The sequence below is a fragment of the Pedobacter paludis genome (assembly GCF_003173575.1).
Lineage (GTDB): Bacteria > Bacteroidota > Bacteroidia > Sphingobacteriales > Sphingobacteriaceae > Pedobacter > Pedobacter paludis.
Window position 1 is genome coordinate 467173 of sequence record NZ_QGNY01000005.1, and the last position, 16293, is coordinate 483465.

16 protein-coding genes, 1 tRNA gene and 2 rRNA genes are annotated in these 16293 nt (G+C 36.7%); 8 read left to right on the plus strand and 11 right to left on the minus strand.

The features are described 5' to 3' along the window. Positions 1–55 precede the first annotated feature (55 nt). The 8 genes from dut to DF947_RS22295 all read right to left on the minus strand — a co-directional run bounded on the left by dut (position 56) and on the right by DF947_RS22295 (position 6351). Complete coding sequence (gene dut / locus DF947_RS16130) at positions 56–490, minus strand: dUTP diphosphatase (protein ID WP_109931063.1); 435 nt, start codon at positions 488–490, stop codon at positions 56–58. Positions 491–538: 48 nt separating this feature from the next. Next, positions 539–2026, minus strand: a complete 1488-nt coding sequence (locus DF947_RS16135) for a lipopolysaccharide biosynthesis protein (RefSeq protein ID WP_240615398.1) — start codon at positions 2024–2026, stop codon at positions 539–541. A 134-nt stretch (positions 2027–2160) separates the two neighbouring features. Continuing rightward, a complete protein-coding gene (locus tag DF947_RS16140; protein WP_109931065.1) occupies positions 2161–2433 on the minus strand; it encodes an acylphosphatase in 273 nt (90 codons plus the stop codon). A gap of 61 nt (positions 2434–2494) precedes the next feature. Beyond that, positions 2495–3460 (minus strand): NAD(P)H-dependent flavin oxidoreductase, encoded by a 966-nt coding sequence (locus DF947_RS16145; RefSeq protein WP_109931066.1) that lies wholly within the window; start codon positions 3458–3460, stop codon positions 2495–2497. Beyond that, on the minus strand, positions 3451–4356 hold the full coding sequence (locus tag DF947_RS16150; protein ID WP_109931067.1) for an Abi family protein: 906 nt from the start codon (positions 4354–4356) through the stop codon (positions 3451–3453). Before DF947_RS16150 ends, DF947_RS16145 begins: the two co-directional genes overlap by 10 nt. 138 nt (positions 4357–4494) lie before the next feature. After that, the gene (locus DF947_RS16155) at positions 4495–5661 is read right to left on the minus strand and encodes an amidohydrolase family protein (RefSeq protein WP_109931068.1); all 1167 of its coding nucleotides are present in this window, start codon (positions 5659–5661) and stop codon (positions 4495–4497) included. 109 nt (positions 5662–5770) lie between these two features. Continuing rightward, positions 5771–5843, minus strand: a tRNA-Thr gene (locus tag DF947_RS16160). Positions 5844–6051: 208 nt separating this feature from the next. Next, positions 6052–6351: a hypothetical protein gene (locus tag DF947_RS22295; protein ID WP_109931069.1), complete on the minus strand. Its 300-nt coding sequence runs from the start codon at positions 6349–6351 to the stop codon at positions 6052–6054. Positions 6352–6408: 57 nt separating this feature from the next. Between DF947_RS22295 and DF947_RS16170 the strand changes: the two genes are divergently transcribed. From DF947_RS16170 to DF947_RS16180, 3 genes are all read left to right on the plus strand, one after another. Next, entirely contained in the window at positions 6409–6723 is a 315-nt protein-coding gene (locus tag DF947_RS16170) for a hypothetical protein (protein WP_109931070.1), read from the plus strand. A gap of 120 nt (positions 6724–6843) precedes the next feature. Beyond that, positions 6844–7158, plus strand: a complete 315-nt coding sequence (locus tag DF947_RS16175) for a hypothetical protein (protein ID WP_109931071.1) — start codon at positions 6844–6846, stop codon at positions 7156–7158. A gap of 69 nt (positions 7159–7227) precedes the next feature. Continuing rightward, entirely contained in the window at positions 7228–8559 is a 1332-nt protein-coding gene (locus DF947_RS16180) for a sigma-54-dependent transcriptional regulator (protein ID WP_109931072.1), read from the plus strand. A 133-nt stretch (positions 8560–8692) separates the two neighbouring features. Here the strand turns inward: DF947_RS16180 and DF947_RS16185 are convergent, their stop codons facing one another. Then, complete coding sequence (locus tag DF947_RS16185; protein ID WP_109931073.1) at positions 8693–11170, minus strand: hybrid sensor histidine kinase/response regulator; 2478 nt, start codon at positions 11168–11170, stop codon at positions 8693–8695. Between the two features lie 199 nt (positions 11171–11369). Here DF947_RS16185 and DF947_RS16190 point away from each other — a divergent pair, with 199 nt between their 5' ends. The 5 genes from DF947_RS16190 (at position 11370) to rlmN (ending at position 15630) form a co-directional block, all read left to right on the plus strand. Beyond that, positions 11370–12059: a helix-turn-helix transcriptional regulator gene (locus DF947_RS16190; RefSeq protein ID WP_109931074.1), complete on the plus strand. Its 690-nt coding sequence runs from the start codon at positions 11370–11372 to the stop codon at positions 12057–12059. Between the two features lie 241 nt (positions 12060–12300). Continuing rightward, entirely contained in the window at positions 12301–12861 is a 561-nt protein-coding gene (locus DF947_RS16195) for a DinB family protein (protein ID WP_240615399.1), read from the plus strand. A gap of 86 nt (positions 12862–12947) precedes the next feature. Beyond that, entirely contained in the window at positions 12948–13478 is a 531-nt protein-coding gene (locus tag DF947_RS16200; RefSeq protein WP_109931075.1) for an NADPH-dependent FMN reductase, read from the plus strand. A 33-nt stretch (positions 13479–13511) separates the two neighbouring features. Continuing rightward, positions 13512–14486, plus strand: a complete 975-nt coding sequence (gene rluF, locus DF947_RS16205) for a 23S rRNA pseudouridine(2604) synthase RluF (protein ID WP_109931076.1) — start codon at positions 13512–13514, stop codon at positions 14484–14486. Positions 14487–14583: 97 nt separating this feature from the next. Further along, positions 14584–15630, plus strand: coding sequence for a 23S rRNA (adenine(2503)-C(2))-methyltransferase RlmN (gene rlmN, locus DF947_RS16210; protein WP_109931077.1), 1047 nt, complete (start codon positions 14584–14586; stop codon positions 15628–15630). A 291-nt stretch (positions 15631–15921) separates the two neighbouring features. Here the strand turns inward: rlmN and rrf (DF947_RS16215) are convergent. Together rrf (DF947_RS16215) and rrf (DF947_RS16220) are read right to left on the minus strand one after the other, a co-directional pair. Beyond that, positions 15922–16033, minus strand: a 5S ribosomal RNA gene (gene rrf / locus DF947_RS16215). A 139-nt stretch (positions 16034–16172) separates the two neighbouring features. Continuing rightward, positions 16173–16284: ribosomal RNA gene (rrf, locus tag DF947_RS16220) — 5S ribosomal RNA — on the minus strand. Between the last annotated feature and the right edge of the window lie 9 nt (positions 16285–16293).

A 16293-nucleotide genomic window follows, 5' to 3' on the forward strand; every position in this document is an offset into this window, starting at 1 on the left:
TGAATGAGAGAACAGATCATAACCTCTTTCAAATTGAATCAATCAAAATTCTTTATTATTCTTTTCCAGTATGGCCATAACCGCCTTCGCCACGGGCAGTTTCATTTAATTCTTCAACTGCTTTCCAGCTTACGGTTTCGTGCTTTGCAATTACCATTTGTGCAATACGATCGCCATTATTGATACTGAAATCTGTATCGGATAAATTTACCAATAAAACTTTTAGTTCGCCACGATAATCGGCATCAATTGTTCCCGGAGCATTTACGATGCTGATGCCATGCTTGTAGGCTAATCCGCTTCGCGGTCTAATCTGGGCTTCGTAACCAATTGGCAACTCGATAAATAAACCTGTTGGCACCAGCAATCGCTGCAAAGGTTTCAAAACAATTTTTTCGGTAATAGATGCTCTTAAATCCATCCCTGCCGCATGAGCAGTTTCATATTGTGGCAAAGGATGCTCAGACTTATTGATTATTTTTATTTCCATTTAGCAGAAACGATTGATTTTTGTGTAAGTCAATTATCGATTAAATTTCTAACGCTTTAAAATCTTCATCAAATCCTTTTTCTCAAAATAAGCAATCCCTAAAATAAACGTGATTAGCATTGCATTGCCAATATAGATATTTCTGTTAAAGAGGAAAAAAGAAGAAAATACAATTACTGTAGAAACGATCAGATAGGCCAAAATCTTTTTAAGATTATAAGGAATTGGATAATATTTTTGTCCGAGGATGTAAGATATAATTGTCATTGTGGCATAGGCCGCCATAGAAACCCATGCAGAACCCATGTAGCCGTATTTTGGAATTAACAACATGTTAAACACGATGGTGATAAAAGCACCAACAAGTGATATGTAAAGTCCAAACCTAGTTTGATCAGACAAACGATACCAAACAGAGAGATTCATATAAATCCCCAAACATACGTAACCTAATAAAAGGTATGGCACAGCGGGCAAGCCTACCCAATATTCTGCTCTATGGGCCGCATCTCTACTGATAAACAATTTTAGTATTTCGATATTAGCCACTAATGCAACAAATAAGATGGCTAGTGCAATTACAAAATATTGGAGGATAGTAGCATAAGTTTGCTTGGCGTTGGCATTTTTTGCATGACTAAAGAAAAATGGCTCGGCGCCCAATCTAAATGCCGTATTAAAAATACTCATAAAAATGGCGATCTTACAAACCGCACCATAAATACCGACCTGTGCTTCGGTCGAATATTTATCCAAAAGAATTTTATCTAAATTTTCATTGATAATGAATGATAAATTAGCTACCAAAACTGGCCAGCTGTAAGAAAGCATAGTCATAAACATTGCTTTATCAAACTTTAACTGCAGTTTAAGAAACTCTGGGATAAGCAATATAAAAGTAATCAAGCTAGCAGCAAGATTCGCAATAAACACATAGCCAATCCATTTTTCGCGGAAAAAACCAGCAAAGAAATGAGCTGTAGGCCAATTGTGCTTTATAATTGCTGGAACTACATAAATAAAGAATAAGCTAAAGCAAACGTAGCTTAAAATGTTTATAAACTTAAGCAAGCTGTAGCGAAAGGGTTTGCCATCTGCCCTTAGTTTAGCAAAAGGAATAATGCAAATTGCATCAGAAAACAAAAGCCATAAAAAATACTGAACATAACGCCTTTGATCCTGAAACTGAGACATATTGTTGTTCAGCAGCCATTTTGTAATTGGATCGGTAAAAACCAGACCTGTAATCAGAAACAGTACCGATATAAAAGCGATAACCAAAAAGGAATTGTTATACACCTGCTGTTTTCTATCCTCATGCTTGTTTAAATAACGGAAAAAAGTAGTTTCCATCCCGAATGCAAGTACAGCATTTATTAAAGATGCGTAGCTATACATTTTGGTAAAAATACCATAAGCAGCGGCCGCATAAGTCCGGGTAAATATTGGGGTTAGAATAAAATTTAGTAAACGCGATAGTATTGTGCTAATGCCATACACCATCGTTTGCCCAAGAAATTTTTTATATACAGACAATTGATTTTAGATTTAGATTTTAGATTGAACTGGCAATTTGCCTTCCATAACTAAAATCGATTTGTTTTAAATAATTGGAATAATTTGATCCTTAGCTGCATCCGTAATTCGATAATCTAAAATCGTAAATTCCTTTACTTTTTTAAGATCTCAAAATTACGATAGTTTTTCACTTCGCCTTCGGTAAAGCTTACATTTTCTACACGAGAGCGATCTGGTCCTTCGTTGCACCAGTTTACAAATTCTTCCAGAAATATTTCGTCAGCTTCTGCTTCAATATAAACAGAACCATCTTTCTCGTTTCTTACAAATCCATTTACCGACATTTGATTGGCGATGATTTTTGTAGTTTCTCTAAAACCAACCCCTTGAACTTTTCCGGTAATTGTGATATTATAGTGTTTCATTAGCCTTGCAGAATAGAAATATAAGCTTGTAAAGGTACTAATCCGATTGTTTATTTATCAATCAGAGGTTAATTTCATTGTACAGATTCTTAAATCTAGTTAATTCTTTGAGGTACTCTTGCCAAATTTCGTCCAAAATTTGTTTTGCAGGCCTTATTTCATTCAACATAGCCGATATCTGCCCGATTTCGAGCTCTCCATTTTCCATGTCTCCTTCAAACATTCCAAGCTTTGCTCTGGCTCTCCCCAATAATTCGATTAACTCAGATCGATTTGCGCCTTCTGCTTCTGCCTGAGCAACCGCATCGGCAAATTCATTCTTCAATAACCTCACCGGTACAAGTTTTTTCATTGCCAGTCTGGTATCGCCTTCAATTGATGAGATAATTTTATTTTTAAATGCAGGATGAGCAGATGATTCCTCCGCAACCGCAAATGCAGATCCAATTTGAACAGCATCTGCACCAAGTGCAAAGGCAGCCAACATCGATTTTCCACTGCCAATTCCACCAGCTGCAATAACTGGGATTTGCACCACTTCTTTTATCATCGGGATTAAACACATGGTTGTTGTTTCTTCCCTTCCATTGTGTCCACCGGCTTCAAAACCCTCGGCAACAATGGCATCAACACCCTCTTCCTGAGCTTTCAATGCAAACTTGGTATTTGCAATTACATGAACAACAATAATTCCGCTCGCTTTTAAAATACTTGTCCAAGTTGCAGGATTGCCAGCAGATGAGAAAATGATTTTCACTTCTTCCTCAATTACCACATCAATAATTTCTTGAATATTTGGGTAAAGCAAAGGAATGTTAACGGCAAAAGGTTTATGGGTTGCAAGTTTACATTTTTTGATATGCGCTCTTAATACATCTGGATACATTGAACCTGCACCAATTATACCCAACCCGCCAGCGTTTGAAACCGCTGATGCCAGCTTCCATCCACTACACCAAACCATACCGGCTTGAATAATTGGATATTTTATATTGAAGAGTTTGCAGATTGGATTTTTTATTTCCATAACGCTTCATTTTGCCAATTAACTTTCAAACCTAATGCATTTGGGTCTACGCTTGGGTATTTCCCCAATAAATCAATTAGTTGAGGTTTTAAATTATTATGTGGCTGAATTATATTTAGTAAATATTTCATGCAACACAAATGGATATAAAGCATATGCATTTCCTTTTCTTCTGGTATTTTAGTAATCCAATTAAAAGGTGGATTTGCCAAAAGTTTAGGTCTTCCCGGAAGATTTTTATTCCACAGTCTGCTATGATGTGCACAATAATTTCTTATTTGAGCTAAAGATTGTAACCAACTAGGCAGATAAGTATGATTTACTAATCCGAGTTCCTTTGCAATAATATCTTTAGACTTTACATCATTTTTAAGATTTCCATAAATTTTCGAAAGCGCCCCAAAACTAGTAAGCTCCAACGTTTTCCATGATGGAGGAAAGCGCAAATCATCTTTATGTTTAGTTTTATGAGATTTAATAAAAATGTCTTTAGAACGGGCTAATTCCTCTTCAATTACAGCTAAAGTTTTTACCGCTTCGGGCACATTTTGAAATATTTCTAGTTTCTGAAACCACCATGGGCCAAATTCATGAGATAAATGATAAATCAGTTTTGTTCGCAAGCTGATTTCTATTTTTTCAATAGCATCAAATACGATAATTCGAAGTTCTCTATCAAAGTTGTACAGTGAAATTACGTCTTCAAATCTACTTCCAGTCTTAAAAACATGATTTTCTTTAGGTTCCGATTGCATTGGCCACCAATAGCCTGCCAAGCGATAATAACTAATATGAGATAGAAAATGAAAGGCTAAGTCAGAATCGGTGATTACCAAACCTCTGTTTATCAGTTGAACTATTTGTTCTTCAATTGTGAGTGATTGCTTATTGTACATAAAAAAACAAAAAGCCTATAAAACAAAAGACACGCCCTGGGACGCTGTTCTTAAGGGTAGCGTGGCGTGTACTGTTAATGCAAATCTATATAAATTCATGTAATAAACATACATTTTTATTCATTAATTAGAAAATCGTTAAAATAGCTTCACCACCTCATCACTCTTAATCAAAAACTCCTCCGACAACTGAATAAGGTTCAATCCTGGTTTTTTACCAACTTCTATCGTTCCAAATTGATGGTCGAGATTTAAAAATTCTGCTCCGTTTATGGTTGCCCACTGCAAAAGTTTTTCGAAACTTACTTTTTTATGCGTTTGCAAGGTTTTCATTTCTGATAAAATATTCAGTTGATGATTGCTGGCCAAGCTATCCGTACCCAAAGTGATTTTTACTTTTTCTTCCATAAGCAAATCTACATTTGGCAAAGTATTTTCGATGTATAAATTGGCTTGCGGACAAAGACACCAATACAAGTCAGCATGGTTTTGCTTCGCAAATTCTAAATCGGCTTTGCTCGAAACCGTATTGTGTACCAAAAGTGTTTTTTGCCTTTTTATATAGGTCAGCCATGTTTGTAAAGAGGTTTTTCCACTTGGCTCGAAGAATGAAATGTTTAATCCCAAAAATTTATAAAGTTCTAAGAAACCTCCTGTTTTATTTTCGAAAAATAGATTTTCATTAACGGTTTCTTGATTATGTATACTGATTAAGCTGTCGTTTTTTTCAGCTTCCTCATTAATTAAAGCAAAAAGTTCTTGGGAAACCGAATATGGTGCATGTGGAACAACTGACGCGGGCAATGGCGAAAACTCATTCTTAATGCCTAATGCAAAATCCATTATTGCATTTGCCCTTTTTGGATTGAAACCCATCGCCTCAACAAATGTGTGGTAATAAATTTTACTTTGTTGCTTGATTCCTTTTGAAACTATTTGATTGGAAATATCGCCAACGGCCACAATACCATGATTGAACATTTGCTGATCGGCCTTTTCCATTGCCCGATTAATTTCTTCGGCATTAGCTTGTCGGCTTTTAATAATCTGCTGAACAAATTCTACCAAACCTGTTTTTTCCGGAATTTGCCCCTGCATGTGAGATAATTCTAAATGGCAATGGGTATTGATAAAGCCCGGAACGATTGCGCCCATATGTTTCTCGATTTCTAAATTGAGTTTTTGGGCATCGGCATTGGTTAAGATGTTTTCTATTTCGCCATGGCTATTAACTGCAATTACTCCGTTTTTTATTGGCGGAAGGTTTACCGGAAAAATCCAATCGGCTGAAAAATATTTTAGCATGAAGCGAATTTAAGATTTTTGATGTAGCTATGAAGTAAAATGCGCTTAGGAAAATAGTTTAGATTTTGACCAAAATCTAAACTCGTAAATCTACAATCGTAAATAAAAGAGCCTCCTATCGGAATCGAACCAATGACCTACTGATTACAAGTCAGTTGCTCTACCAGCTGAGCTAAGGAGGCTTTTAATTGGGTTGCAAGTATAGAAAAAATTATTCTTTTGATAAAAAAAAATAAAATTTTGTGAGTCTGCCAAGTTTAACCACCTCTTACCCCTCCTAAATTAGGAGGCGAGTTGCAATTGCAATGGTAAGTATCCGCATCTTGGGGTTGGATTTTCAGTTAAACCCAGCAACTTTAAATATTTGCACTGAATTTTAAAGCGCATAAACTAATTCCCCTCCTTATCTTCAAGGAGGGGTTGGGGGTGGTTTTTACCCCAAATATTTGTACGGACAAAACTTCTATAAACCCGATATACGCGAAAAGCCTCCGATTCTTCTTCGGTGCTTGACGCGTTAGCGGGACGAACATTAACCATTGCAGTATTCTTGCCTTCATAAAAAAACATATAGCTTAAATCTGTAGCCATTCCCCCCAATGTGTGGAAAAACTCCACAATATATTTTTCTTGGCACACACATAAATCACTAATAATAAGCAACATAATACGCAACCACACCTTTGGCATTATTATGAAACAATTGCAAGTATTGTTACAAACATTAAATTTTAAAAATCATATACTATGAAAAAGTTCATTTTATCAGCTACATTCTTAGCGTTCGCAGGGTTCTCAGCAGTACAAGCAAGTGAAGTAAAAGATTTCAAAACTACTGCAATTGTTGCAGTTCAAGATAGCGCAGTAAAAACTCCAATTAAATTGGAAGAATTACCTGAGCCAGTAACAACCGCATTAAAATCTGACGCATATAAAGGTTGGACAGCAACCGAAGCATGGTCGGTTAAAGAAGGCACAAAAGAGTATTACCTAATCAATGTTAAAAAAGAAGCCGAAACTGGTTCTGTAAAAATTGACAAAGACGGTAAACCGGTTCAATAATAACTGCTTTTAAATAAGGCATAATCAAAACATAAGCGTAGCCTTTTTAGGCTACGCATTAACTAAACTAAACCATTGAAGCCATTTCGATATCTTCATTACATTTAAATTTAATACAAGATGAAAAAGTTAATCTTATCTGCTGCATTCTTAGCCTTTGCAGGATTCTCAGCAGTGCAAGCTAAAGAAGTAAATACTTTAAAAAACACTGCAATTGTTGCAGTTCAAGATAGCGCAGTTAAAACTCCTATAAAATTGGAAGAACTGCCTGAGCCAGTTACAACCGCATTAAAATCTGATGCTTACAAAGGCTGGACAGCGACCGAAGCATGGTCGGTTAAAGAAGGTACAAAAGAATATTACCTAATCAATGTTAAAAAGGAAGCTGAAACAGGTTCTGTAAAAATTGATAAAGACGGTAAACCAGTTCAATAAATCCCCAAATATTACATCTACCTAGTACAAGAATGGCCAGACTTTGTCTGGCTTTTCTTATTTTTGTGTATGGCGAGAATCCTGATTTTAGAAGACGATACAACATTTGCTCAATTACTTGAAGGCTTTTTAACAAAAAATAGTCATGAGATTACGCTTGTAACTCATGTGAAACAATCTTTTAAATTAATCGAAAATCAGGAATTCGATTTACTCTTATTGGATTATCGTTTACCGGATGGAATCGGCGTTGAGGTTTTAAGCCATGCTAGAGGTTTAGGGCTTTCTATTCCAGTGATTATCATGACGAGTTTTAACGATGTTAGAACGGCTGTAAAATCGATGCAAATGGGCGCATTCGATTATATTACCAAACCAGTTAATCCAGATGAATTGTTAATGGTGATCAAGAATTCCTTGACGAAAAAAGATTCTAAAAACACCAAAGTAAAAGAAACAGATTCTGATTTTATAAAAGGAAAAAGCGCCATAGCCGATAAACTTTACGAACATATTAATTTGGTTGCGCCAACGGATATGTCGGTAATTATACAAGGGGAAAGCGGAACAGGTAAAGAATTTGCAGCCCGTACGTTGCATCAACAAAGCAAACGTGCCGATAAGCCTTTTGTAGCCATAGATTGTGGTGCACTTTCTAAAGATTTAGCGGCAAGCGAATTATTCGGCCATATTAAAGGGGCTTTTACTGGTGCTCTAAACGATAAGAAAGGCCAATTTGAAGCAGCCAACGGCGGAACTTTATTCTTGGATGAAGTTGGAAATTTGAGCTATGAAGTTCAAATAAAACTACTTCGTGCATTACAGGAAAGAGTTATTCAACCTCTGGGAGGTACCAAACAAATTCCGGTTGATGTTCGAATTATTACTGCCACAAATGATGATTTGAATAATAGCATACAGCAAGGCGAATTTAGGGAAGATTTATACCATCGTTTAAACGAATTTAAAATTCAACTGCCTGCATTAAGAGATCGGGGCGGAGATTTGGAGCTATTCATCAATCATTTTATTCAGCTTTCCAATCGCGATTTAGATAGAAACGTAAAAAGTATTTCAGCCGAAGCAAAATCAGTATTGATAAATTACGATTGGCCCGGAAACCTGCGTGAACTGAGCAATGTAATTAAGCGCATGGTATTGTTATCGCCCGGCGAAACTGCACAAGTTAATGCCCTGCCGGATGAAATGATGATCTCAGTCCAATCACAAACTGCTCCGGGCGGCTCTTCAGATTTGAAAGCAGTTAATGAGCAAAATGAAAAATCATTGATTGCCGAAACCTTGATTAAAGCTAAACACAACAAATCCAAAGCGGCAAAAATGCTGAATATTGATAGAAAAACGCTTTATGCTAAAATGGAAAGGTATGGAATTGAGTAAACCTCACCCTATTAAAGCAACATGCTATGCATATTTTGTGCTTTCCCTCTCCTTGAGTTGCGAGATTTTTTGGTGTTAAGATTTTAACTTTTTGTTTATCAACTAGCCCCCTCTCTTCAAGAATAGGTGAGGTTTATTTTTCAACAGTCGGCTCCATTTCTTCCATAACGGCTATCAAAGCATCCAGCTTTCGCAATTGATATAATATTTCAGACTGGATTTCTTGATTCAATCCATTATCAGCAATTTCAATCTCCAATAATCTGAATGCATTTGCCAGGGTTTTGGATCCCATTTGGGCCGTTCTTCCGGCTAAACGATGAACCAATAACCTACTTTTATCCTGATCGTTTTCTTTTAGATGCTTTTTCAACTGAATGGAATCTTCAATGCAATCCTGTTTAAACCGAATCAGAATTTTCTCCAGCATTTGCTGATCGCCAAAGGTCATCTTCTCGATGGAAGAAAAATCAAATTCCGGCTGATCTGTTAAAATTTCAGCTCTATCGAAAATCGACAATAAATCCTCAGCTCTAAAAGGTTTTAAAATCAAACCATCAAAGCCTTCGCTTAAAACCATTTCTCGCTCTTCGGGCAAAACCTGCGCTGTAATGGCGAAGAATTTAGTATTTGTGGGAAGTTTTTTCTTGAGTAAGTGACAAAGTTCTAAACCTGTCATTTCTGGCATTCGCATATCAATCAAAACATATTTCAGATCTGCCTCCGGCACCTCGTTCAATATATCAGCCACCTGACTAAAACTTTTATACGGTATTTTGTTCTTTTCAAAAATTAACCCACATAAATCTAAAATGAGCTTATCATCATCAATTACCCAAACTTTTCCTGAATCAACAATAGCATAATGTTCCAAATCTAAAGCCTCGTTAACCCGTTCTTCCGTAGCCTCATATTTCAAATAAATATTGAAAGTTGTACCAACCCCAGGTTTACTTTTTACGTAAATTCTTCCACCTTGATTTTCGATTAGCGATTTAACTATCGTTAATCCTAAACCTGTACCCGTTTGGTTAATAATATATTTTTCTGGTGATTCGATTTGCTCGAATTCATTAAAAATTTTATCAATATCCTTTTCAGCAAATCCAATCCCGGTATCCTTTATTGCAAAGTTAAAATGTAAATCTTCTCCTTGCCTTTTGCAGGAAGCTGACAACAGAATTTCGCCTTTCAATGTGAATTTCACAGCGTTGCCTAAAAGATTAAAGAGGATTTGTTTTAATCTGAATGCATCGCCCTTAACAAATTCAACTCCTGCCAGTTCAAAATCTTCGATTAACTTTAAAGATTTCTGCTCAGCCAAAGGGCGCATAACCGATACCGCTTCGTTTAAAACTTTCCTTACATCGAACACCTGATTATTGAAACTAAACTCACCAGAAATTATTCGGTTATAATCCAGAACTTCATTCACAATCTGCAATAGATGTATGGATGACTGATAAATGGCATCGATATCTTTTTTCTTCGGATGGTCTTGTTGGGTAATCAGTTCTGCATACCCTAAAATAGATTGTAAAGGTGTCCGAATCTCATGACTCATATTGGAAAGGAAGCGCTGTTTCGCCTTGCCATGATATTCTGCCTCATCTTTGGCTTGTTCAAGTGCTTTTCTATACCGGTTGCTTTTTGTAATATCAGTCAAGATTAAATAAAGAAGAATTACGGTAATTAAGAAAAATGCAATAATGATTACAGTAATTTGAGTAATTCCATCATTTACCACCTCTTTTGCCTGAATTCCATTCAAATCAACCTGTGCAACAGCTTCACCTTCCACTTCCCTCAAAATCTGAAGCATTTGTCCAGTTAAGGCATTACTTGCGTCAGATAAATCGGCTTCTCTTTTTAAAAACTTCTGACTTTTTTGCCTTTGCTCGAGCTCTATATTTTTTAAGGAGCCAGTCATGCTTTTCATTATACTGTCTTCAGCCTTTGCATTTAGCGTATCGCGTTTAACCTTAAACTCTTCGTTAATGATTTTATAAACCTCAGATTTCTTTTTGCCAAATAACTTGCTTAAAAAGCCTTTCGATTTTTCTTGATCATCGGGCGCAACGGTAGTTGTAGAGGTTGTGGTTTCAGTAGTTAAAATTGCACTATCGGTTTGCCTTGAACGGCTTGCAACCAAACCATTTAATTTTTTAACCTCCTCAGAAAAAGATTTGGTGTTAACCAAGGTCTCCCGAACTTTCAGATAAGATACAAACTGCTTATCTCTTTCGGTAAGCAAATTTTTAATCGATTTTATTCTCGCCAGCTGTAAAGAATCTCCAAAATATAACTTACGGAGTGTATCCAAACTTACTCTGAGCTTTCTCGATTCCTTCAAAAAGCTATAGTTCCCTTGCTTATTGAAGGCCTCATCGCGTTGCAACTGGTCTAGCCTGGCAATTTTGTGCGATAGGTCGTTTACGATTCTTAATCTATCATTCGGTGCAGAAATCTCTTCAACGGTATTCAGCATCCGGGTAAAAGCAAATTTGCTGATGCCCCAAGCTAGAAGCAGAGCGAAACAGGCAAATAAAAACCCGATAATCACTTTACTTTTTACTGCTCTGAAAAAACGTTTTTGAATATCTACAGCCATTAAATCCAGATTGCACTATTATATCTAACGAATTATATTAGGAAAAGACATGTGGGCTTAATACACAAATAACATACCAAGGACGTTTTTTATTCCAAAATTGGTTTATAGACTTTAATTTTTAAAATTATCCGATGCTTGTGCTTAAAAAACCACCACAAGTTGTGTAAATTATTTAATTTTAACCAAGCCAACAAACATGAACCGCATCGATCGCCTTTTCGGAATCTTAACTTTATTGCAATCGCGAAAGTATCTTTCAGCAGATAAAATCTCCGAGCAATTTAACATCAGCATCCGTACGGTTTATAGAGATGTTAAGGCACTACAAGAGCAGGGAATTCCTGTTGGCTTTGAACAACCAAAGGGCTATTTCTTGGTTCAGGGATTTTTTCTCCCGCCAGTTTCCTTTAATATGGATGAAGCAAATGCATTGCTTTTAGTAGAAAGTTTGGTAAATGGTTTTGCCGATAATTCCATCCGTTCGCATTACTCAACAGCGCTTACAAAAGTTAAGGCGGTATTAAAAGCCTCTCAAAAAGAGAAGCTGGAAAATATGAACCAGCATATTAAACTACAGATTCCGGAGCGCTTGACTTTCAATTTTGAATATTTATCCACGCTTCAAAATGCCATTTCTGAGAAAAATATGGTAGAAGTAGAATATAAAAATGCTAAGGATGAGATTAGTAAACGCACTGTTGAACCCATCGGACTAATTTTTTATGCTTTTAGCTGGCATTTAATTGCTTGGTGCCACATGCGCAATCAATACCGCGATTTCAATCTGACCAGAATTATCTGTCTAAAAAATCATTGCGAACCCTTTCGAAAAACAAATCATATGCCTTTAAGTGACTATATGAGCATGTTGCCTGTTAATTTTTGATAGGAAAGAGAATCAACCCATCTCACTTCTGTGGAATAGAATTCAAATTTTTAAGTCCCTGAAATTTATTCTGCCTCTTTTTAAGAATTACATTCTTTCATAAAAGCATACGTTAATCCCCTTCTATTTTAGGAGGGGAAGGGTTGGTAAATTATTTCAAATAAAAATCAGTTTTATTTTTTACACTGCCATAGGGTTGTCACTCGTCCATCTTTTCTTTGTATAAACAAACCCGAAAACTATGAGCTTAGCTAGTTTATTATTAATGGAAATGCACATAACTGAAACTACAAAATCAAAAAATATGGATCTTATTAAACTATTATTAAAAGAATTCGAAGCGGAATTTAAAACAACTAAAAAATTTATGGCCATTGTACCTGCTGATAAATTCGATTGGGCACCGCACGAAAAGAGTATGAAAATGAAATCGCTCGCCAGTCACATTGCCGAATTGCCAAGTTGGGTAAGTATGGCTTTAACTACTGACGGGTTGGATTTTGCTACTGCTCCGTACGAAGAAACTCCGGTAAACAGCGCTGAAGATTTGGTAAAACTTTTAGAAAAAAGCTATGAAAGTGGTAAATCTGAATTAGAAAAAGCAAGCGAAACAGATTTGGAAGGCAAATGGATTTTGCGCAATGGGGAACAAATTTTAGCTGATTATACCAAGTACGAAACCATTCGCCATGCTTTTAGCCAAACCTCACACCATAGAGCACAATTGGGAGTTTATTTAAGGTTATTGGATATTCCAATTCCAGGAAGCTATGGTCCAAGTGCTGATGATCAAAACTTTTAATTTCTTTTCCTTGGTCAGCATCAAGTCTGGCCAAGGAATTCATTAGTATAACATCTTTTAAAAATTGGTCGTTTATATTTGCTTTAATGAAAACAATATTTGCAATCTGCGGAAGTACGCGTGATCATTCTAGCAATCTTCAAATTATAAAAGCCATTGAAAAACTGATCCCTCAAAATTATCAGCTAAACCTTTTCGACAATATTGCTAATCTACCTCATTTCAACCCCGATTTAGATCAAAATAATCCTCCAGAAAGCGTTAAAATATTTCGAAAATCAATTGTCAATGCAGATGGAATTTTATTGTGTACACCCGAATATGCAATGGGTTTACCCGGTTCATTTAAAAATGCAATAGATTGGACGGTTTCGTCAGCATCGTTTTCTAAAAAACCAATACTTTCAATTGTAGCCTCTTCACTCGGAGAGAAATCTTTCGAATCTTTAAATCACATTTTAACCGTTTTGGAAGTTAAGCCAATTGCACAACTTATTCCCTTCGCCCGCACTAAGGTTAATCGAGAAAATGAAATTACCGATCCCGAGACATTAAAATTGCTTCAAGCCAACATTGGCCAATTTATTAATGAAATAGAAACAGGCGCATCGGTTTAGCCTTTTAGTTTATATTTGCATAAAATTAAATCTATGCAAACTTCAAGTGCAACCCGTTTAAATAAATTCATCAGCGAAAGCGGATTATGTTCTCGTCGCGAGGCGGATAGATTTATAGAAAAAGGAACAGTTTTTATCAATGGAAAAAGGGCAAAAGTTGGCGATCAGGTTTTGGCTGGAGATAAGGTTATGGTCAACGGCCATAATATCGAACCCAAAGAAGATTCAAATTTTATTCTATTAGCATTCAATAAACCCGTTGGCATCACCAGTACAACAGAATCTAACGTTAAAGATAATATTGTTGATTATGTAAATCATAGTGAGCGTATTTTTCCCATTGGCCGTTTAGACAAAGATTCTTCTGGCTTAATATTCCTCACCAATAACGGCGATATCGTTAATAAAATTTTAAGGGCGGGCAATAAGCACGAAAAGGAGTATGTGGTTACCGTAAACAAACCAATTACCGAAGATTTTATTTTCGAGATGAGCAATGGGGTACCCATTCTCGGTGTAAATACCAGAAAATGCAAAGTACGCCAAATCAGTACATTTGTTTTTAACATCATTCTAATTCAGGGCCTGAACAGGCAAATCCGTAGAATGTGCGAACATTTTGGCTTCGAAGTAACCAAATTGGAGCGCACTCGCATTATGAACATCAACCTTAAAGGTATCCCGACTGGAGAATTTAGAGAACTTACTGAGAACGAATTGGCCAGCATTACTAAAATGGTAGAGAAATCTTCTTCAGAAGCAGTTTCTAAACCGAAAAACACGAAGAAAAAAACAAACTCTTGGGAAGAAGTACCGGAACAAAGGCCGGAGCAAACAAAAAAGCCATCACGTCCATCAAAACCAAGCGGTCAAAAATCTTTCAGTAAAAAATCATCCGGTGGCGCATCAGCTAAATCCGCAAGTAAATCAGGTTCAGCAAATAGAACCTCGCGACCTACGAAGGGCAAGCAAACCGGAAAAGCAAATCCCAGACAGAGAGGCAGATAGCCCTAGCAAACAGCAAATTGTAAAATTTGCCTCTTCAATCGAGCGCAACGTGCATTAACCTTTCAGCTTAAAAGCTTTTTAAGTACCTTTGCAACAAATGGTAACAGCAAAAAAACTCGATATCCGCTCATTAGATTTGCCTCAGTTGCAACAGCATCTTACGGCTATGCAACAACCTGCGTTTAGGGCTAAGCAAATCTATCAGTGGCTTTGGGAAAAATCTGCTACCAGTTTCGAAGAAATGAGCAATCTTTCTAAAGATTTGCGAAAAGTATTAGATGAAGGTTTTGCCATAAACGCAGTTCAGGTTAACAATTCCCAGTTTAGTAACGATCACACAATAAAAAATACATTTCGCTTAGCAGATGGAAACATTGTTGAGGGCGTTTTAATTCCATTGGAAGACCGTATGACAGCCTGCGTAAGTTCTCAGGTTGGTTGCAGTTTAACTTGCAAATTTTGTGCTACCGGATATATGGATCGTAAAAGAAATCTAAATGCCGATGAAATTTATGACCAAGTTGTCTTAATAGATAAGCAAGCAAAGCAGAATTACAATAACCCACTTACCAATATTGTATACATGGGTATGGGCGAACCATTGCTCAACTACGCAAATGTATTGAAATCAATCGAGCGCATTACTGCTCCCGATGGTTTAAATATGAGCTACAAACGCATTACGGTGTCTACTGCAGGTATCGCAAAAATGATCAAAAAACTGGGCGATGATGGGGCCAAGTTTAATCTTGCACTTTCGCTCCATGCAGCTGATGATCAGAAACGTAATGAAATTATGCCCTTTAACGAGGCCAATTCATTAAAAGCATTAGCTGAGGCACTTAAATATTATTTTGCAAAAACAAAAAATCCAGTTACCTACGAGTATATCGTTTTTAATAATTTTAACGACGAGATTTCTGATGCAATGGATTTAGCCAAGTTCTGTAAACATATACCTTGTAAAGTAAATCTAATCGAATATAATCCAATTTCATTCGCAGATTTTACCAATGCAGAAGGGGATAAGATAGATGCATTTGCAAACTACTTAAAAGGCCAGGGCATTACCACAAATATCCGTCGCAGCCGAGGTAAGGATATCGACGCTGCATGCGGTCAGTTAGCTGTTAAGGAAAGCTAACTTTGCAGTATTTCAAATTTTTGGTAAAGCATATACAGCAATAATTAAGGAGGCTTCGGTCCCGCTATACACTACAATCTTTTTGGCATTTCTCCTTTAATAAAAGTTTTCTTTAACCAAAAAGGATTTTCGTTGCTCTCGGGTTTAGAAACTAAATGGCTAGTGAGTTAACTTGCAAAACTAAATGCCACACGCTTTCAAATTGATGCATGATTACGAACAATAATCAAATAAAAAAACCCGGCAGTTGTTACTACAGGGTTTCTTTCTTTCTGCCAAAGGCAGTTTAAGATTTGGCATCGACCTACTCTCCCACGTGTTACCGCAGTACCATCGGCTCTGGTGGGCTTAACTGCTCTGTTCGGAATGGGAAGAGGTGGACACCACCGATATAGACACCTAAATATTTTTATATCGATTCAATATTTCAAATTAATTGCCATGGTAAACATTCGCTGTTAATTGCCCATAGTCTTGTAACCAGAAAAACCCTGCAGTTGTTACTACAGGGTTTCTGATAATCTGCACTTATGCAGTTTAAGATCTGGCACCGACCTACTCTCCCACGTGTTACCGCAGTACCATCGGCTCTGGCGGGCTTAACTTCTCTGTTCGGAATGGGAAGAGGTGGACACCGCCGATATAGGCACCTGAATATTTTAA